17 protein-coding genes are annotated in these 19,446 nt (G+C 58.9%); 12 read left to right on the forward strand and 5 right to left on the reverse strand.

Translation table 11 applies throughout. The features are described from left to right. Window positions 1-72 precede the first annotated feature (72 nt). From QPJ95_RS03785 to QPJ95_RS03830, 10 genes are all read left to right on the forward strand, one after another. Window positions 73-966: an N-acetylmuramic acid 6-phosphate etherase gene (locus QPJ95_RS03785; protein WP_270919090.1), complete on the forward strand. Its 894-nt coding sequence runs from the start codon at window positions 73-75 to the stop codon at window positions 964-966. Window positions 967-1,009: 43 nt separating this feature from the next. Next, window positions 1,010-2,260: an ABC transporter substrate-binding protein gene (locus QPJ95_RS03790; RefSeq protein ID WP_270919089.1), complete on the forward strand. Its 1,251-nt coding sequence runs from the start codon at window positions 1,010-1,012 to the stop codon at window positions 2,258-2,260. 66 nt (window positions 2,261-2,326) lie between these two features. Beyond that, window positions 2,327-3,241, forward strand: a complete 915-nt coding sequence (locus tag QPJ95_RS03795; RefSeq protein WP_270919088.1) for a carbohydrate ABC transporter permease — start codon at window positions 2,327-2,329, stop codon at window positions 3,239-3,241. A gap of 11 nt (window positions 3,242-3,252) precedes the next feature. Continuing rightward, window positions 3,253-4,092, forward strand: coding sequence for a carbohydrate ABC transporter permease (locus QPJ95_RS03800; RefSeq protein ID WP_270919087.1), 840 nt, complete (start codon window positions 3,253-3,255; stop codon window positions 4,090-4,092). After that, window positions 4,089-5,117, forward strand: coding sequence for a Gfo/Idh/MocA family protein (locus QPJ95_RS03805; RefSeq protein WP_270919086.1), 1,029 nt, complete (start codon window positions 4,089-4,091; stop codon window positions 5,115-5,117). Before QPJ95_RS03800 ends, QPJ95_RS03805 begins: the two co-directional genes overlap by 4 nt. Window positions 5,118-5,119: 2 nt before the next feature. Beyond that, window positions 5,120-6,115, forward strand: a complete 996-nt coding sequence (locus tag QPJ95_RS03810; RefSeq protein WP_270919085.1) for an ABC transporter ATP-binding protein — start codon at window positions 5,120-5,122, stop codon at window positions 6,113-6,115. Between the two features lie 208 nt (window positions 6,116-6,323). Next, entirely contained in the window at window positions 6,324-7,949 is a 1,626-nt protein-coding gene (gene pgi, locus QPJ95_RS03815) for a glucose-6-phosphate isomerase (RefSeq protein WP_270919084.1), read from the forward strand. Window positions 7,950-7,976: 27 nt separating this feature from the next. Continuing rightward, a complete protein-coding gene (zwf, locus tag QPJ95_RS03820) occupies window positions 7,977-9,428 on the forward strand; it encodes a glucose-6-phosphate dehydrogenase (RefSeq protein ID WP_270919083.1) in 1,452 nt (483 codons plus the stop codon). A gap of 34 nt (window positions 9,429-9,462) precedes the next feature. Then, window positions 9,463-11,271 carry a phosphogluconate dehydratase gene (edd, locus tag QPJ95_RS03825; RefSeq protein WP_270919082.1) on the forward strand — a complete coding sequence of 603 codons (1,809 nt, stop codon included), beginning with the start codon at window positions 9,463-9,465 and terminating at the stop codon, window positions 11,269-11,271. A gap of 3 nt (window positions 11,272-11,274) precedes the next feature. Continuing rightward, a complete protein-coding gene (locus tag QPJ95_RS03830) occupies window positions 11,275-11,922 on the forward strand; it encodes a bifunctional 4-hydroxy-2-oxoglutarate aldolase/2-dehydro-3-deoxy-phosphogluconate aldolase (RefSeq protein ID WP_270919081.1) in 648 nt (215 codons plus the stop codon). A gap of 58 nt (window positions 11,923-11,980) precedes the next feature. Here the strand turns inward: QPJ95_RS03830 and gph are convergent, their stop codons facing one another. The 5 genes from gph to phnD all read right to left on the reverse strand — a co-directional run bounded on the left by gph (window position 11,981) and on the right by phnD (window position 16,186). Beyond that, window positions 11,981-12,634 (reverse strand): phosphoglycolate phosphatase, encoded by a 654-nt coding sequence (gene gph / locus QPJ95_RS03835; RefSeq protein ID WP_270919080.1) that lies wholly within the window; start codon window positions 12,632-12,634, stop codon window positions 11,981-11,983. A gap of 82 nt (window positions 12,635-12,716) precedes the next feature. After that, complete coding sequence (gene phnE, locus QPJ95_RS03840) at window positions 12,717-13,532, reverse strand: phosphonate ABC transporter, permease protein PhnE (protein ID WP_270919079.1); 816 nt, start codon at window positions 13,530-13,532, stop codon at window positions 12,717-12,719. Beyond that, window positions 13,532-14,344 carry a phosphonate ABC transporter, permease protein PhnE gene (phnE, locus tag QPJ95_RS03845; protein ID WP_270919078.1) on the reverse strand — a complete coding sequence of 271 codons (813 nt, stop codon included), beginning with the start codon at window positions 14,342-14,344 and terminating at the stop codon, window positions 13,532-13,534. Before phnE (QPJ95_RS03845) ends, phnE (QPJ95_RS03840) begins: the two co-directional genes overlap by 1 nt. Beyond that, the gene (gene phnC / locus QPJ95_RS03850; RefSeq protein ID WP_270919077.1) at window positions 14,341-15,141 is read right to left on the reverse strand and encodes a phosphonate ABC transporter ATP-binding protein; all 801 of its coding nucleotides are present in this window, start codon (window positions 15,139-15,141) and stop codon (window positions 14,341-14,343) included. Before phnC ends, phnE (QPJ95_RS03845) begins: the two co-directional genes overlap by 4 nt. A gap of 73 nt (window positions 15,142-15,214) precedes the next feature. Next, the gene (phnD, locus tag QPJ95_RS03855; protein WP_270919076.1) at window positions 15,215-16,186 is read right to left on the reverse strand and encodes a phosphate/phosphite/phosphonate ABC transporter substrate-binding protein; all 972 of its coding nucleotides are present in this window, start codon (window positions 16,184-16,186) and stop codon (window positions 15,215-15,217) included. A 593-nt stretch (window positions 16,187-16,779) separates the two neighbouring features. On the opposite strand from phnD, the gene QPJ95_RS03860 reads away from it, so the two are divergent. Next, window positions 16,780-17,250, forward strand: a complete 471-nt coding sequence (locus tag QPJ95_RS03860) for a DUF2946 family protein (RefSeq protein WP_270919075.1) — start codon at window positions 16,780-16,782, stop codon at window positions 17,248-17,250. Then, a complete protein-coding gene (locus QPJ95_RS03865; RefSeq protein WP_270919074.1) occupies window positions 17,241-19,436 on the forward strand; it encodes a NosR/NirI family protein in 2,196 nt (731 codons plus the stop codon). Before QPJ95_RS03860 ends, QPJ95_RS03865 begins: the two co-directional genes overlap by 10 nt. Window positions 19,437-19,446: the final 10 nt, after the last annotated feature.

A 19,446-nucleotide genomic window follows, 5' to 3' on the forward strand; every position in this document is an offset into this window, starting at 1 on the left:
GCCGCCGAATAAATGGTGGACAAAAGGTATTGCATAGGTATTTACTAAACCCAACCTGGGAGGGAGAATCACATGGCTGCGACAGCATCGCCGCAAACAGAGACACTGCACGGTGACGCTGCCGGGCTGGACCTGCGTGCGGACGCTGAAATTCTATCGCAGCTGCTGCGCGCCCAGCAGGCGGCACTTGGCGCCATGACCAGCGCCCTCCCCGCGCTCGCCTCTGCCAGCGAACTGCTGGTCAGATCCATTCGCAAGGGGGGCCGCATCCACTATGTCGCGGCCGGCTCATCCGCCCTGATGGGATTGGCCGATGGCGCTGAAATTCCCGGCACCTTTGGCCTGAAGGCTGATCGCATCATGATCCATATGGCTGGCGGCGTGCCGATGAATGGCGACATGCCGGGATACACCGAAGATGATGCCGCCGCCGCACGGGTTGCCGCCGAGACCGTGCGGGCGCAGGACGTGGTCATTGCCATTTCCGCCAGCGGTTCCACCGCCTACCCTCTGCGCTTTGCGCAAGCAGCGCGCGATCGCGGCGCGGCCATTATATCCATCGCCAACAACGCCGACGCGCCGTTGTTTGCGCTGGCCGATGTCGCCATTCACCTGGACACTCCGCCGGAGTTGATTGCCGGCTCGACCCGACTGGGGGCAGCCACGGCCCAAAAGGTCGCCCTGAATATGATATCGACCCTGACCGGCATCCGCCTGGGCCATGTGTTCGATGGCATGATGGTCAATCTGGTGGCCGACAACGAAAAACTGCGCGCGCGCGCAGTTGGAATTGTTACCCGCATTACCGGCGTTTCTGACGCCACTGCGCGAGACTGTTTGCAGCAAGCAGATGGTGCGGCCAAAGCCGCCGTTCTGCTGGCAGCCGGAGCCACATCCATTCAACACGCAAATAAACTCATTGAGCAGAGCAACGGAGACCTGCGTGCCGCCATGCGGCACCTATAAAAATGGCCATAAAGCCAAAAAACGATTATTAAGGGAGAAAGACATGAACCGGAAACTACTCAGCCTGGCACTTCTGGGCTCGACCATTTTGGGTGGCGCTGCTGCTGCCGAAGTCACGCTAACGATTGAGAGCTGGCGCAATGACGACCTGATCCTTTGGCAGGACAAGATCATTCCTGCCTTTGAAGCCGCCAACCCTGATATCAAAGTCAAATTCACCCCCTCGGCCCCGGCGGAATATAACGCTGTGCTGAACTCAAAACTGGATGCGGGCAGCGCCGGCGATCTGATCACCTGTCGCCCCTTTGATGCCTCACTGGCGCTGTATGACGCCGGCCACCTTGCCGACCTCTCGGACCTAGACGGCATGTCGAACTTCTCGGACGTTGCCAAATCAGCCTGGCAGACCGACGACGCCGCCGCCTCATTCTGTATGCCGATGGCCTCGGTGATCCACGGCTTTATCTACAACAAAGATGCCTTTGCCGAGTTGGGCCTTGAGGTTCCGGAAACCGAAGCCGAGTTCTTTGCCGCACTTGAGACCATCAAGGCCGACGGCAACTATATCCCGATGGCGATGGGCACCAATGACCAGTGGGAAGCCGCCACTATGGGTTATAACAACATTGGCCCCAACTACTGGAAGGGCGAAGAAGGCCGTCTGGCGCTGATCGCTGGCGATCAAAAGCTGACCGATCCGCAGTGGGTTGCCCCCTATGAGGCGCTGGCCAAATGGGGTGAGTATCTGGGCGACGGCTATGAGGCACAGACCTACCCTGACAGCCAGAACATCTTTACCCTGGGTCGCGCCGCGATCTATCCGGCCGGCAGCTGGGAGATCACCGGTTTTAACGCCCAGGCCGATTTTGCCATGGGGGCCTTCAAGCCGCCAGTGATGAACGCCGGTGACACCTGCTACATCTCGGATCACACCGACATTGCACTGGGCATGAATGCTGCATCCCCCAATGCCGAGGCCGCCAAGACCTTCCTCAACTGGATGGGCACATCCGAGTTTGCCTCGATCTACGCCAACGCGCTGCCGGGCTTCTTCTCGCTGTCCAACCACGATGTGGCGATGGAAGATCCGCTGGCACAGGAATTCGTCAGCTGGCGCGGCGAATGTGAATCCACCATCCGCTCAACCTATCAGGTTCTGTCACGCGGCACTCCGAATCTGGAAAACGAGACCTGGGGCGCATCCGTGGCGGCTATCAAAGGCAGCAAATCAGCCAGCGATCTTGGCATGGAGCTGCAGGACGGCCTGGCCAGCTGGTACGCGCCACAGAAGTAACACCACTCACGTATCAAAGTTCCGGGCCCTCTGTTGGCCCGGAACATTCAATAGGAAGAGGCTGGCATGAAGAAAACAGGCATCAAATGGCACATCGTTGTATTCTTGGCGCCTGCCGTGCTGGTCTATACTGCCATCATGATCTTCCCGCTGTTCAATACATTGCGGCTAGCGCTGTACACCGAGGTCGATCAGGTGCGCCACTTTGTCGGGCTGGATAACTTCCGCACCCTGTTTGGCAATCCCCATTGGTCGGGGCAGTTCTGGAATGCCCTGGGCAACAATATGTGGTTCTTCTTCGTCCATATGATCGTGCAGAACCCGATTGGCATTGCCCTTGCCGCCATCCTCAGCCATCCGCGCCTGCGCTTTGCCGCGATCTATCGCACCGCCATTTTTGTGCCCACCATCCTGTCCTTTGTGATCGTCGGCTTTGCCTGGAAACTGATCCTGTCACCGATCTGGGGCATCACCCCGGACATGCTGAAAGCAGTGGGGCTGAAGTGGCTTTTTGCGCCCTATCTGGGCAAAGAAGAATACGCGCTGACCACCCTGGCGCTGATCTCGGTCTGGCAATTTGTCGGCATCCCGATGATGCTGATCTATGCCGCCCTGCTGTCGATCCCCGAAGAGGTGCTGGAGGCCGGCGAAGTCGATGGTATCACCGGGTTCTCGGCCTTCTGGAAGATCAAACTGCCGCTGATCCTGCCGTCGATCGGCATTATCTCGATCCTGACCTTTGTCGGCAACTTCAACGCCTTTGATCTGATCTACACCACCCAGGGCGCGCTGGCAGGGCCGGCCTTCTCGACCGATATTCTGGGTACCTTCATGTATCGCACCTTCTTTGGCTTCCAGCTGCAACTGGGGGATCCGCATATGGGATCGGCCATCGCCAGCGGCATGTTTGGCATCATCCTGATCGGCGTCTGCATCTACCTGTTTGGTATCCAGACCCGGCTACGCCGCTATCAGTTTTAAGGAGGCCATGGATGTCCAACGCCCGCGCCAACCCGTTCAACAGCATTGCCGTGCATGTCGCGCTGCTGACCTATACCGCCATTGCGCTGTTCCCGGTATTTGTGATCCTGATCAACAGCTTCAAGACCCGCAAAGCTATTTTTCGCGACCCATTGGCGCTGCCCGATGGCGATACCTTTACCCTGATCGGCTATCAGACGGTGATGAAGCAGGGGGATTTCTTCCTCTACTTCCAGAACTCGATGATCGTCACTGTCGCCACTCTGTTCTTTGTGCTGCTGTTTGGCGCCATGGCCGCCTTTGCGCTGGCCGAGTATCGGTTCAAGGGCAATTTGCTGCTGGGGCTGTATCTGGCGCTGGGGATCATGATCCCGATCCGCATCGGCACCGTCGCCATTCTTGAAATGATGGTCGCCAGCGGGCTGGTAAACACGCTGTGGGCGCTGATCCTGGTCTATACCGCGCAGGGGCTGCCGCTGGCGGTGTTTATCCTGTCCGAGTTCATGCGCCAGGTCTCGGATGACCTGAAAAACGCCGGCCGCATTGACGGATTGTCGGAGTACACCATCTTTTTCAGGCTGGTATTGCCGCTGGTGCGCCCGGCGATGGCAACAGTGGCGGTGTTCAACATGATCCCGATCTGGAATGATCTGTGGTTCCCGCTGATCCTGGCCCCGGCCGAGGAAACCAAGACCCTGACCCTGGGCAGCCAGGTGTTCATTGGCCAGTTTGTCACCGACTGGAACGCGGTGCTGTCGGCGCTGTCGATGGCGATCCTGCCGGTGATGATCCTCTATGTGATCTTCTCACGCCAGCTGATCCGGGGCATCACATCAGGAGCTGTGAAATGATCCGTGTTTTAATCGCTGGCCTTGGCAATATGGGGCTCTCCCATGCACTGGCCCACCACCATCACCCCGAGGCGCAGATTGTCGGACTGGTCAATCGGTCCGGCGTGATCAGCCACCCCGATCTACAGGGCTATCCGCTGTTCAGCGATTTCCAGACCGCGTTGGCCGAGGTCAAACCTGACCTTGTGGTGATCGCCACATATTCCGACAGCCACGCAGATTACGCCATCGCGGCGATGCAGGCCGGTGCGGATGTTTTTGTCGAAAAACCTTTGGCCACCACGCTCAGCGATGCCCAGCGGGTGACCGCCAAGGCCACTGAACTGAACCGCAAACTGGTGGTTGGATATATCCTGCGCCACCATCCGTCGTGGATGCGGTTGATCGAAGAGGCGCGTGGCCTGGGCGGGCCTTTTGTGTTTCGGATGAACCTGAACCAGCAATCCAGCGGCGCCACCTGGGAGACCCACAAGGCGCTGATGCAGACCACCTCTCCGATCGTCGATTGCGGCGTGCATTACGTCGATGTGATGTGCCAGATCACCGATGCCAAACCGCTGCGGGTCAACGGTATGGGGGTGCGCCTGTCGGACGAGATCGCCGAGGACATGTATAACTATGGCCAGTTTCAGGTGGTGTTCGACGATGGCTCACTGGCCTGGTACGAGGCCGGCTGGGGACCGATGATGTCGGAAACCGCGTTCTTTGTAAAAGACGTGATCTCGCCCAATGGCTCGGTGTCTATCACCGAAAAAGACAAAGCCGGGTCTGATGATGTGGACGGTCACACCGCCGTTGGGGCGCTGCTGGTGCATCGGCCTGCGGGAGATCAGCTGATCGAGCTGCCGGATGAGCCGGGCCACCAGCAGCTCTGCGACGCCGAGCAGGCCTATGTGCTGCGCGCCATTGTCGAGGACATCGATCTGACCCGCCATATGAGCGACGCGGTGTCGTCGCTGCAAATCTGTTTGGCTGCCGACCAGAGCATTCGCTCCGGCCGCCCCGTTGACCTGACTGGATCCTGATCATGACCGCTCTCAAACTTAGCAATGTCTGCAAGTCCTTTGGCCAGGTCGAGGTGCTGAAAGACATCAACCTGACAGTTGAGGAAGGCGAATTTGTGGTCTTTGTTGGCCCCTCGGGCTGCGGGAAATCGACCCTGTTGCGGGTGATTTCCGGGCTGGAGGAAGCCAGTTCGGGCGAAGTCGAGATCAGTGGCAACCTGGTCAACGACGTGCCCCCCGCCAAACGTGGCATCGCCATGGTGTTCCAGTCTTATGCGCTCTACCCGCATCTGACGGTTCGCGACAACATGGCGCTGGCGCTGAAACAGGCGCGTATGCCCAAAGACAGGATTGCCGAGCGGGTCGCTGAGGCCAGCCGGATGCTGTCGATGGGCGACTACCTGGACCGGCGCCCCTCGGAACTGTCGGGCGGTCAGCGTCAGCGGGTCGCTATTGGCCGGGCGGTGGTGCGCGAGCCGGATCTGTTCCTGTTCGACGAACCCCTGTCGAACCTGGATGCCGCCCTGCGCATGAACACCCGGCTAGAGATCGCCCGGCTGCACCGCCAGCTTGGCACCTGCATGATCTACGTCACCCATGATCAGGTCGAGGCGATGACATTGGCCGACAAGATCGTGGTGCTGCGGGACGGAAAGGTGGAACAGGTCGGCTCGCCGATGGAGATCTACAACAACCCAGCCAACCGCTTTGTCGCGGAGTTCATCGGCTCGCCCTCGATGAACTTTGTTCCGGCCGAACAGTTGGGCGGCACCACCGGCACCCAGATCGGCATTCGCCCCGAATATGCAAGGATCACCAAAGATGGCCGCCTTCCGGGCACCGTGGCTCACGTGGAAAAACTGGGCGGAGACACCAATATTCTGATCGATCTGGGCGACGGCTTGTCGTTCACCTCGCGGCAATTTGGGCAATACGATATTGCAATCGGCGATCAGGTTACCATCGACGTCGATGATTCGAAGTGTCTGACTTTTGATTCCGAGGGGCAGCGTGTATAATGCCGCAACCGGGGTCTGATTGACCACAAAACGGCATTTTTTGCGCAAATAACCTGCATTTCCACCCTCTGTTTAATGAAACAGCATCAAACTGTTTACTCTGGATAGCAATGGGTCCATTAGCATGACGCTAACGGGTGCGTTAGCGCTAACTTGATGGGCCTAATCGGCCTCAAGCGGTCTGCCGAGCAGCATAAAGGGTAAAACTATGAGCGATATTTGGCAGCAACTGGAAACCCATCGCAGCCAAACGGCGGATACTCCGATACTGTCGCTATTCAAAGACACCAGCCGCTTTGACAGCTATTCGGCTGAGACGGACGGGTTGCTGCTCGATTTCTCCAAGACCAGCTTGGATGCAATGGCGATGGACCTTTTGGTTCGCCTTGCCCAAGCCGAGGGTCTGGACGCCAAGATCGCCGCGATGTTCCGCGGAGATGCGATCAACAGCACCGAGGGCCGTGCGGTGCTGCACACTGCGCTGCGGGCGCAGGCAGACACCCCAATTCAAGTTGACGGAGCCGATGTGTTGCCGGAAATCCGCGCCATCCGGCAGCAGATGCAGCATTTTGCCGAAGCCGTTCGCAGCGGAGACTTCGCGGCGGTAGATGGCGGGCGTTTCACCGATGTCATCAACATCGGCATTGGCGGTTCTGATCTTGGTCCGGCGATGGCGACGCTGGCTTTGGCGCCCTATCACGATGGGCCGCGCTGCCATTTTGTCTCTAACATTGATGGCGCCCATATCCACGACACCCTTGCCGGGTTGGATCCACAGCGGACTCTGGTGATCATTGCCTCCAAGACCTTCACTACCATTGAGACCATGACCAATGCCGAAACGGCGCTGGTCTGGTTGCAGGCAGCCTTGGGCGACAAGGCACCGGATCATCTGGCGGCGGTGTCAACCGCGCAGGATAAGACCGCCGCGCTGGGGATTGCCCCTGAACGGGTGTTTGGCTTTGAGAACTGGGTTGGCGGGCGCTATTCCCTGTGGGGGCCAGTTGGCCTGCCCATCCTGCTGGCCATTGGCACCGAGAATTTCCAAGCGTTCCTGCGCGGCGCCGATGCCATGGACAGCCATTTCCAAAACGCCCCGCTGCACCAGAACTTACCGGTTCTGCTGGGGCTTGTCGGTATTTGGCACAATAACATCTGTGGCTATGGCAGCCGGGCCATCCTGCCCTATGATCAGCACCTGCAACGCCTGCCCGCCTATCTGCAACAGCTGGATATGGAGAGCAACGGCAAGCGGGTCGCACAGGACGGCAGCCCCCTGCCCCGCGCCTCGGGGCCGGTGGTCTGGGGCGAGCCCGGCACCAATGGCCAGCATGCGTTTTACCAGCTGCTGCATCAGGGCACCGCGGTTGTCCCGGCCGAGTTCCTGATTGCCGCCGAAGCGCATGAACCTGAACTGCAGCATCACCACAACCTGCTAAAGGCCAACTGCCTGGCCCAATCCGAGGCACTGATGCGGGGACGATCCTTGGCCGAGGCCCGCGACGTCGCCGCCAAACGTGGCCTTGATGGCGCCGAACAGCAGCGCATGGCGGCGCATCTCAGCTTTCCCGGCAACCGCCCGTCGGTCACCATCGCCTACCCCAAACTGACCCCGTTTGTGCTGGGCCAGATCATCGCCCTGTATGAGCACCGCGTGTTCACCGAAGGCATGATCTGGGGGCTTAACCCATTTGATCAATGGGGCGTCGAACTGGGCAAAGAGCTCGCTGTCGCGCTGCTGCCAATGGTCGAAGGTGCGCCCGCCGACAGCAAAGACGGCTCGACCTGCGGATTGCTGTCGAAACTGACGCCCCGCCCCGCCACACAAACCTAACCCCAGCTATATACGGCAGAGATAACAATGGTTTCCCGAGTCATACCCGTCCAATCCTTTGATCTGGTGCTTTTTGGAGCGACCGGCGATCTTGCCCGCCGCAAAATCCTGCCCAGTCTGTTCCATCGGTTCCAACTGGGCCAGCTCTGCGACAACTCGCGCATTATCGGCGCCTCGCGCAGTGATATGGACGTGGACAGTTTTCGCGAAAAAGTGGCATCGGCGGTTCGCGAGTTCGGCCAGCAGGACGAGGTCAACGACAAAGACATCGCCGCCTTTGTCACGCTGCTGGACTATGTTGCCATTGATGCCAAAGGTGATCGCGGCTGGGATGAACTGGCCAGACACATGCGCCCTGATGTGGTGCGTGCCTTCTATCTGTCGGTGGCGCCCGGGCTTTTTGGCGACATTGCAAGCCGCCTGCGCAGCACCGGCATTGCAACCGATGACAGCCGCATTGTGGTGGAAAAACCCTTTGGTCACGATCTGGCCAGCGCTCAGGCGTTGAACAAGGCGCTGCGGGCCAATTTTGAGGAAAGCCAGATTTACCGGATCGACCACTACTTAGGCAAGGAAACCGTGCAGAACCTGATGGCGCTGCGCTTTGCCAATTCGCTGTTTGAGCCGCTGTGGAACTCCTCCCACATTGATCATGTGCAGATCACCGTCGCTGAAACCATCGGGGTTGAGGGGCGCGGCGAATACTATGACCGCTCGGGCGCGATGCGCGATATGGTGCAGAACCACCTGATGCAGTTACTGTGCCTGACCGCAATGGAGCCTCCGGGAAAATTCACTCCAGACGCGGTGCGCAACGAAAAGGTCAAGGTGATCGAGGCGCTGGAGCCGGTGGAGAACTCGGACATCGCCCGCGGCCAATACCGTGGCCATGATGGTCAGGGCAGCTACCGTGATCATGCGGGAAATCCGGACAGCGAGACCGAAAGCTTTATTGCGATGAAAGTGCAGGTTGCCAACTGGCGTTGGGCGGGCACCCCGTTCTATCTGCGCACCGGCAAATGCCTGCGCGAGCGCGCGTCGGAAATCGCCGTGTTCTTCCGGGATCCTCCGCATAATATCTTTCAGGGTAGCGAACCGGCCAAGGGCAATGTGCTGGTGATCCGGTTGCAGCCTGACGAAGGCATTACCCTGCATACCACCATCAAGGATCCCGGCCCCGGCGGCATGCGCCTGACCCAGGCGGCGCTGGACATGACCTTTGCCGACAGCCTGCCCCATGATGAACGTCCACAGGATGCCTATGAACGGCTGATCATGGATGTGATCCGCGGCAACCAGACCCTGTTCATGCGCGGTGACGAAGTCGAGGCCGCCTGGGCCTGGGCCGATCCCATCATCGCAGGCTGGGACGGCAGCCGCCATGCTCCGCACCCTTATGACATTGGCAGCTCAGGCCCCGAAGATTCTCTGCGGCTGCTTCATCGCGACGCACGCAGCTGGCGCAGTATCGGCAAATGACGACCCAAGGCACCCAACAGAAAAGCGGCACCAAATGACCCTGAATACCACCCTGGCCTCGGTAACCAAACGCATCATCAGCCGCAGCGCCCCCAGCCGACAGGCCTATCTGGAGCGGATGCGCGCGGCGCAACGCAAAGGCCCGGCGCGGGCCCATTTGACCTGTAGCGGACAGGCACATGCCTATGCCGCCGCGGGGCCAGATCAGGCCGCCCTGGCCGAGGCATCGGCGGGTCACCTTGGCATTGTCACCGCCTACAACGATATGCTGTCAGCCCATCAACCGTTTGAAACCTACCCGCAGCTGGTCCGCGATGCAGTGCGCGAGGTTGGCGGCACCGCGCAGGTTGCCGGCGGAGTTCCTGCCATGTGTGATGGCGTCACTCAGGGGGAGGCCGGCATGGAGCTGAGCCTGTTTTCGCGGGATGCCATTGCGATGGCCACAGCGATTGCGCTCAGCCACAACACCTTTGACGCGGCGGTTTTTCTCGGGGTCTGTGATAAGATCGTACCGGGTCTGGTGATCGGCGCCCAGGTGTTTGGCCACCTGCCCGCCGTGTTCCTGCCTGCGGGTCCGATGACCAGCGGCTTGGCCAATGACGACAAGGCCAAGATCCGGCAGAAATTTGCCCTGGGCGAAGTTAGCCGCGAAGAACTGCTAAAGGCCGAAATGGCCGCCTATCACGGGCCAGGCACCTGTACCTTCTACGGCACCGCCAACACCAATCAGATGCTGATGGAGTTCATGGGGCTGCACCTGCCCGGCTCCAGCTTTATCAATCCAAACACCCCGTTGCGCGATGCGCTGACCAAAGAAGGCGGCTGTCGGGCGCTGTCCCTGAGCGCCCTGGGCAATGACTACACTCCGGTCTGCGATATTCTGGACGAAAAGGCCTTTGCCAATGGCATTGCCGGTCTGATGGCCACTGGCGGCTCGACCAATCTGCTGATCCACCTGATCGCCATGGCCCGTGCGGGTGGCATTATTCTGGACTGGCAGGACTTTTCTGACCTCTCCGAGGTGGTGCCGCTGCTGGCCCGCGTATATCCAAATGGTCTGGCGGACGTGAACCATTTTCACGCGGCGGGTGGTCTGGGCTATATGATTGGTGAGATGCTCTCGGCTGGCCTGCTGCACCCGGACACCAAAACCGTCGCCGGTGACGGGCTGCACAACTATACCACCGAACCCTTCCTCAGCGACGAGGGCCTGACCTGGCGCAAAGGCACCGACAAAAGCCTGAACGAAAAAATTGTGCGTCCAGCCTCTAATCCCTTCCAGCCAACTGGCGGGCTAAGCCGCCTGACGGGTTCGCTGGGCACTGGCGTGATGAAGGTCTCGGCCGTCGCCGAGGAACACCGTATCGTCGAAGCCCCCGTCCGTGTCTTCCACGATCAGAATGAAGCCAAAGACGCCTTCAAGGCAGGTGAATTCACCAGCGATGTCATTATCGTGATCCGCTTCCAAGGCCCCAAGGCCAATGGCATGCCCGAGCTGCACAGCCTGACGCCAATGCTGTCGATCCTGCAGGGTCGCGGGCATAAGGTGGCGCTGGTCACCGATGGCCGCATGTCTGGCGCCAGCGGTAAAATCCCCGCCGCCATCCATGTGGTTCCCGAGGCGCTGGACGGCGGCCCGATCGCCTATATTCAGGACGGTGATATCCTGCGTGTTGATGCAATAGCCGGAACGCTCGACATCATGACCGCCGGGGTCACCGACCGCGAACCCGCCACTGCCGACCTGTCAGCCAATGGCTTTGGCATGGGACGCGAGCTGTTTTCCCCTTTCCGCCAGGCCGTCGGATCAGCCGACACTGGCGCCAGTGTATTTGGAGTTTAAAGCATGTCCATTTCCCCCCAAGCCGCCAGTGCGCGCAACCGCGAAATCTGCCAGATGGCGCCTATCATTCCGGTGCTGGTGGTGCATGACATTGCCCATGCCCGCCCCCTGGCCGAAGCCCTGGTGCGCGGTGGCCTGCCCGCATTAGAAGTCACCCTGCGCACCCCTGCCGCCTTGGATGTGATCCGCGAGATGGCAAAGGTCGAGGGCGGCGTTGTTGGGGCTGGCACCTTGATCACCCCGGAAGACGTCGCCGCCGCAGTTGAGGCCGGTGCGAAATTCGGTGTCTCCCCCGGGGCCACCGACACCCTGCTGGATGCCTGCGAAGATATCGGCTTGCCGATACTGCCCGGTGTCGCCACCGCAAGCGAGGCCATGCACCTGCTGGAACGTGGCTATGACATGCTGAAATTCTTCCCTGCCGAGGCCTCAGGCGGGGCTCCTGCGCTAAAGGCCATCGGCGCCCCACTACCGCAGATCTCGTTCTGCCCAACCGGTGGCATCAGCCCGTCCAATGTCACCACCTACCTGTCCTTGTCCAACGTGATCTGCGCCGGTGGCAGCTGGGTTGCGCCGCGCGATCTGATGAACAATGGCGAATGGGGCAAGATCGAAGAACTGGCCCGCGCCGCCAGCCAGTTGACGCGCTGATCAAACCCCATAAAAAACCCTTGAGCGGACAATCTATCTGCTCAAGGGTTTTTACGGCTCAGGCTGCGACAAGCAATTCGTGAACAAGCCTCGGCAGCTCGGCAAAGTCGCTAAATGCTACGGTATGCGGCATCTGTTCGACCGGGAATTTTCGATAACCCTCGGTATACAGCAAGAACGGCACCCCGGCCCGCTGACCGGTCTCGGCGTCCACATCGCTATCACCGACATATAACTGCGGCCCGTCGCCCAGCGCGGCAAAGGCGGCGTGTAAAGGCGCCGGGTCCGGTTTGTGCACCGCTAGGCTGTCCCCGCCCCACATGGTATCAAAGTAATGGTCCATTTTTAGGTGCGCCAGTACCGCGCGACAGGGGCTGATCGGCTTATTAGTGCAAATTCCCAAACGGTGACCGCTGGCCTTCAGCTTGTCCAGCGCCGCCAATACCCCAGAATAGGGCAATGTCAGCGTAACCGCATCGTCATAGCGGGCTACAAAGTCGGTGTATAAACGCGCCTGCTCACTGTCGCCAATGCCACGCGCCGCGCGCATTTTGCTCACAAACACCGCCGCACCGTTACCGATAAAATCATGTGTCTGCGCAAGGGAGATACCCTCGCAGCGCTCTTGCTCTAGCACCTTGTTGGCAATGCCATGAATATCTGGAGCGCTGTCGATCAGCGTTCCGTCAAGGTCAAATACTATTCGCGCCATCAGGCACCCTCCTCAATCATCTCACGTCCGGCCCCAGACAATTATGCCGGGGCCGGAACCGCAAGCCTAAAAAGGTGATGCGTCAGATAATCGCGCCACGGACCTTGGCCGAGACCCATTCGCTGACCACCACCGCCAGCAGGATCACCAGCAGGATCAGACTGACCTGCGGCCAGGCCAGGGTGTTGAGAGAGCCCTGCAACTGCAAGCCAATACCGCCAGCCCCGACCAGCCCCAGAACCGTGGATTCACGCAGGTTGATGTCCCAGCGAAACACCGCAATGCCAGCAAAGGCGGGCATGATCTGCGGCACGATGCCATAGGCCATCACCTGCCAGCGACTGGCGCCGGTTGCGGTGATCGCCTCAACCTGGGCTTCGTCGATCTCCTCTATCGCCTCGTACAGCAGTTTTGCACAAAAGCCGATCGAGCGGATCGAAATGGCAATCAATCCAGCGAACACCCCGGGGCCCAGGATCTTGACCAGCAACAGCGCCCAGATCAGCGAGTTGATGGACCGGCTAGAGACAATGATCAGCAGCGCGATGGGACGCACAAACAGTGCCGACGGGGTGGTGTTGCGCGCCGCCATGAACGCCACCGGCACCGCCATCATCAGCGCCATCACCGTGCCCAGAGTAGCGATATTCAAGGTATCCCACAGCGGCGCCCACAGCTTGTCCATATAAGACCAGCGCGGCGGTAGGGCGCGGCCACCGATATCGGCAGCAATGCGCGGCGCATCCCAGAAAAACGGCCAGGTGGTGGCCGCCGATATCTGCTGCCAGCACCACATGAAAATGGCAGTGCCGACCAACCAGAGCGCCCAGGTTCTCAGCTGGGTATTGCGATCACGGCGTTGCCAGACCTTCTGGCCATCAATTGTAGAAATAGCCATTACTGAACCCTCGCGCGGATAATGCCGGACAGGTACTCGAGCACCATGACAACGGCGATGATCACCAGCAGGATTGCCGCTGCGGTGTCAAATTCGTAGCGGTCAAACGCCGTGTTCAGGGTGGCGCCGATACCACCGGCACCGACAATCCCCAGCACAGCACTTTCGCGGAAATTGATATCCAGCCGATAGATCGACAATCCAATCAGCCGCGGCACGACCTGAGGGTGGATGCCATAGATATAACGCTGCAACCAAGAGGCACCGGTGGCGCGCACCGCCTCGGCCTGCACCTTGTCCATGTCCTCAATTTCTTCGGCCAGCAGTTTCGACAGAAAACCGATGGTGGCAAAGCTAAGGGTCAGGAAACCCGCCAGCGGTCCAAAGCCAAAGATTGCCACCAGCAGGATCGCCACCACGATCTCGTTCAGCGCGCGGGACACCGCGACAATTGAGCGACAGACCAGATAGACCGGCAGGATCGAGATATTGCGCGCCGCGCCCAGACCAATGGGGATGGAAATGGCGATGCCAACCACGGTGGAGGTCAGCGCCATCACCGCGCTTTCGATCATGCCATCCTTGATTTCAGCAGCCCGCGAGGTGAAATCCGGGTTGGCAAAGGCGACGACAAATTGCCAGCCCCGGTCCAGCCCGCGATAGACCCGCGACCAGTTCACTTCGATCGAATTCATCGCCAGAATCAAATAGATCACCGTCCCGATGAGCAGCGTCCAGCGCAGCGCAGGCGAGCTGATAAGGGGTGGTTTTTTCCACGGCTTTCCCAGCCGCTCATCCAGTGCTGCGCTCATTGTGCGGCATCCACTTCTTCATCTTCATCTTCGTCGACGTTCTGAATGGTCTCGGACCAGTCTTCGTCGCCATAAATCCGCGTCAGCACTTCTTCGGTCAGATCTGTTGGCGACCCATCAAACACCATGGTGCCCAGCTTCAGCCCCACAATCCGCGACACGAACATCTGCGCCAGCGCCACGTCGTGAATGTTCACAATGGCCGCCAATTCACGTTCCTCGCAAAGCTCGACAATCAACCGCATGATCTGGCGCGAGGTTTTTGGATCCAGCGAGGCCGTGGGTTCATCCACCAGCAGCACCGAGGGATTTTGGATCAGCGCGCGGCAGATGCCAACCCGCTGGCGCTGGCCGCCTGACAGCTCATCAGCCCGCTTGTCGGCCATGTCGACCAGTCCAACCCGGTCCAGCAGACGAAAGGCCTCGTCCACATCGCTTTGCGGAAATTTGCGCAGGAAACTGCGCCAGAACCCGACATAGCCCAGTCGGCCGGACAGTACGTTTTCCATCACTGTCAGCCGTTCAACCAGCGCGTATTCCTGAAAGATCATCCCCATGCGGCGGCGTTCCTTGCGCAATCCGCCAAGCCCCAGCCCGGTGAGTTCGACATCGCCCAGCCGCACCGTGCCCGAGGTCGGTTCGACCAATCGGTTGATACAGCGGATCAGGGTCGATTTTCCGGCCCCGGATGGGCCAATCAGTGCCAGCACCTGGCCCTTGGGCACTTCCAGATCGACGGCATTCAACGCCTTGTCACCGGTTTTGTAGATTTTAGTTAGTTTATCTAGACGCAGCATCTGGGCCTCACCCTAGGCAAAAAGGAGGGCGCCCCGATGGGTCGGGACGCGCCAATATCAGTTTTCGAATACTTTAGCTGCAAGAATAGCTGACGCCATTGGCAGTATCGATCTTGCGGATCACATCCCAGAACTCTTTATAGTTCATATGCAGGAACTGACCCTCATTGGATTTCTCGAACTCTTCCTGCAACGCGGTGCCGTCCCACTCGAAGCTAAAGAAGGCATCTTGAATCGCCGCCTGCAATTCGGGTGTCAGGTTGTGCGCGGTGCCAAAGCCGGTGGTCGGGAATGTCTGCGATTTGTAGATCGAAACCACATCTTCCGCCTTCAACTCGCCGCGGCTGATCATCCGGTGCAACACCGAATTGGCGATTGAGGCCGCCATATAGTCCTGATTGGCCACGCCCATGATCGAGTTGTCGTGCTTGCCCGAATATACCGGCTCAAAATCCCGGTCCGGGATCATGTCATAATCACCCTTGAGGATGGCGCTGGGGGCCTTGAAACCCGAGTTAGAGGTCGGCGAGGTAAAGGCCAGCTGCCCCCCTTTGATGTCCTCGACCTTTTCAATGCCCGAACCCGGATAGGTCAGGATTTCCATCTCATAGCCAAAATGACCGTCCAGCGAGGCCATGATGGTGAAAGGACGGAAGCCCGCACAGTTCACTGCCAGCGGGTTTGAACCGGTGTTAAAGCCAGCAATGTGCAAACGCCCCGAGCGCATCGCCTCAATCTGGGCGGCATTGGACTGCACTGGGAAAAACTGAACCTTCTTGCCGGTCTTTGCGGCCAGATGGTCCATGAACTCAGCCCAGACCGACACATAGACCGCAGGGTCTTCGACCGGGGTGTAGGTGAAAATCAATGTATCCGGGTCAACCAGTTCACTGGCATCGGTTGGGATATCCGCGATCAGATCGCCATCGATGTCGCAGAATCGATCATCCAGAGACCCGCGTTCACAATCCGCAGCAGCCGCGCCAGCAAGGGTCAGACCTGCAATAAATGCAGCGGTTGACACCACTTTCGAAAATTCCAACATTTCCTTCTCCCTTTTGTTTTTAATTGGATAAATCCTAGCGGCAAAAACCCGTGCATCAAGTACTTTTCGCGCCTTCGTGACACTGCCCCGGCAGCATCCGTGTGGATTTGTGGAAAGTTGTGGGCGGCCGATTCTGCATTTGACGCCGTTTCGCAAGTATTTTTGTAGCGATCGGGTTGTGCGGCCTTAACTCTGATCGCCTGGATCTCGGTTGCGACTGCCATCCCATCGGCGCCCTTCCAACAGAACCCTCGCTGCTATCGCAAAAAAATTCGGTTATTCTCAACAGAGTTCTATGTTGTGGAGCATGTTTTATTTCGACAGCGAACTGAAAGATATTATCGAAAAATCGACCATGCCCTTTTCACACAAATGGAGACGTTAAACAAATAACAAAGGCCGGCGCGCTGACTGAATGAAACCTGACGTCTTGGATTGATCTGCTATCTGACAAAAATACCGCACGCATCTTGCAGGACTTGGTGACACAAGACCCTTAGGAGACACGGTTATCTTCAAAAGTTGAGCCAGATCAAAGAACGCCCAGTCATTCAAACGTTATGACGGCGATAACAAACAACCCTGGCTCCACAATGTCTCCCTTTGGCTGCTCCTTTCATGATACGGCACTACGCTCCGCAGGCCTGACCTGGCTGCGGGCGCTGATTGGTATCTGTGCGCTGGCGCTGCAAATGCTGGCCCCAATTACCGCCCACTCGGAAAACTCGGGCGAGTGGATGGTGATCTGCGGCGAAGACGGGGCCGTACTGATGCAGGTGCAGCTTTCTGATGATGAGCCCGCCGCCTGCCCAATATGTGGAGACTGCAAGGCCTGCCAGTTGGGGGTGTCTGCGGGCGGCATTTTGACGCCGACACTACGCTCACGCGATTTTCCTGCGATCGAGGTTGTGCATGGAATGCACGGAGGGAGTGTTGCGCCCAACCCAGCACAATTCTGGCACGAAAATCGTGGACCTCCCCTAGTGCACACAATCCTTAGCGACAGCGCCTGGCGACTGTTTCATGCCGTAACCCTTAGCCAAGGAGGTGCGCCATGGACGTAAGACGCGCAATCCAAAGCCTGGTAAAAGCCACTGCTTATTTCTTCACGACATGCCTGTTCCTGATCGCCCATGCGGCCCTAGCAGACGACCTGGCATCTTTCCTTTCCGACATTCCACCTTCTGAGCTGGCCCCCGGTGCCGATGGCTATGGCCCAATCTCGCGCGAGACCAAGGTGGCCCCGGTTCTCAAGGGCCGCGACACCGTTGCCTGGGCCTTTCTGACCTCTGACTTTGTCGGCACGACCGGATACTCGGGCAAGCCCATTCATGTTGTCGCCGCCATTGACAAGGATGCGATTCTGACCGGCGTCAAACTGGTCAAACACTCTGAGCCGATTATCCTGATCGGCATTCCAAACTCAAAAATGATCGCCCTGACCGAAGGCTACAAGGGCCTGGATCTGAAGGCTGAGGCGGCCACAGGCGGCGAGGCCCATGATCTCGACATCATTTCCGGCGCTACCGTAACCATTATGATCATCGACGACAGCCTAGTGCGGGGCGGCATCAAGGTGGCGCGGGCATTGGGTCTTGGCGGTCTGGCACCGCGGCTTGATCGCGGACCGAAACGTGAAATCGATATGGCCCATGAAGAGATCTCGGACTGGGGCACATTGGCTGGGGACGGCTCGGTTCGCCGCCTGACACTGGACATCGGTCAGATCAATTCCGCCTTTGAAGCCACCGGCGATGCGCGCGCCGCAAAACGGCCCGAGTCCGGTGAGCCGGATGATACCTTCATCGACATGCACATGGCGCTGGTTTCGGTGCCGTCGATTGGCAAAAGCCTGCTGGGCGAGGCCGAGTACAAAAACCTGACCACTTGGCTAAAAGAGGGCGAGCAAGCCATTCTCGTCTTGGGCCGGGGTGCCTATAGCTTCAAGGGGTCCGGCTATGTGCGGGGCGGCATTTTTGACCGCATTCAGCTGATCCAGGGCGACAACTCAGTCCGGTTCTTTGACAAACAACAACGCCGTCTTGGCGATCTGGCGACCGATGACAGCCCCAGTTTTACGGAACTTGATATCTTCAAAATCCCAGCTGATGCCGAATTTGACCCAGCTGAACCCTTTCGCCTGCAGTTGTTGGCCCAGCGTGCCGTTGGAGCCATCGAAAAGACCTTCCTGACCTTTGACCTGGGGTACAAGTTGCCTGGGCACTATCTGCTGCCAGTTGCGGCCCCCGTCCTGGTCAACAGCGATTCCGACGAGGCCGCTGCCAAGACCGCCCTGTGGCAACGCATCTGGAAAGATAAAACCGTTGAGATTGGCGTCTTGGCTGTCATGCTGTTGGTGCTGACGAGTGTCTTTTTCTTCCAGTTCCAGGCAACCGTAAATGCGCGTGTCTTTTACTGGTTCCGTATCGGCTATCTAAGTTTCACCCTGGTGTTTCTGGGTTGGTATGCCAATGCACAGCTGTCAGTTGTAAACCTGATGGCCTTGGCCGGATCCTTGCGCAGCGGTTTCACTTGGGACGCGTTCCTGATGGACCCTCTGGTCTTTATCCAGTGGTTTGCCATCGCCGCCGCACTGCTGTTCTGGGGCCGCGGCGCCTATTGTGGCTGGCTGTGCCCGTTTGGGGCGCTGCAAGAGTTGCTGAACAAGGCGGCCCGCGCGCTGAAGGTGCCGCAATGGACCGTTCCATGGGGGCTGCATGAACGCCTGTGGCCGCTGAAATACATGATTTTCCTCGGGTTGTTCGGCCTGTCCATGGTCTCGATGCCGCTGGCCGAAACCTACGCCGAGGTGGAACCGTTCAAAACCGCGATCATCCTGAAGTTCGTGCGCGAGTGGCCCTTTGTTATCTTTGCCGTGCTTTTGCTGGTTGCGGGCCTGTTCATCGAGCGCTTCTACTGCCGCTACCTGTGCCCGCTGGGCGGAGCCCTGGCGATCCCGGCCCGGATCCGCATGTTCGACTGGCTGCGTCGCTACAAGGAATGCGGCAGCCCCTGTCAGACCTGTGCCAACGAATGCCCGGTACAGGCCATCCATCCCACCGGTGAGATCAACCCGAACGAGTGTGTCGACTGCATGCACTGTCAGGTTCTCTATCAATCGGAAACCAAATGCCCCGTGGTTATCAAACAGCTCAAGCGCCGTGCCAAAACTGGCTCAGCCGACCTGAAGATGCCACTTGGACAACCCCCGGCGAACCATCCTAACGCCAAAGAATCACCTATTTCCTGAAGGAGGAACA

Origin of the sequence: Parasedimentitalea psychrophila (assembly GCF_030285785.1) — a bacterium.
Taxonomy (GTDB): domain Bacteria; phylum Pseudomonadota; class Alphaproteobacteria; order Rhodobacterales; family Rhodobacteraceae; genus Parasedimentitalea; species Parasedimentitalea psychrophila.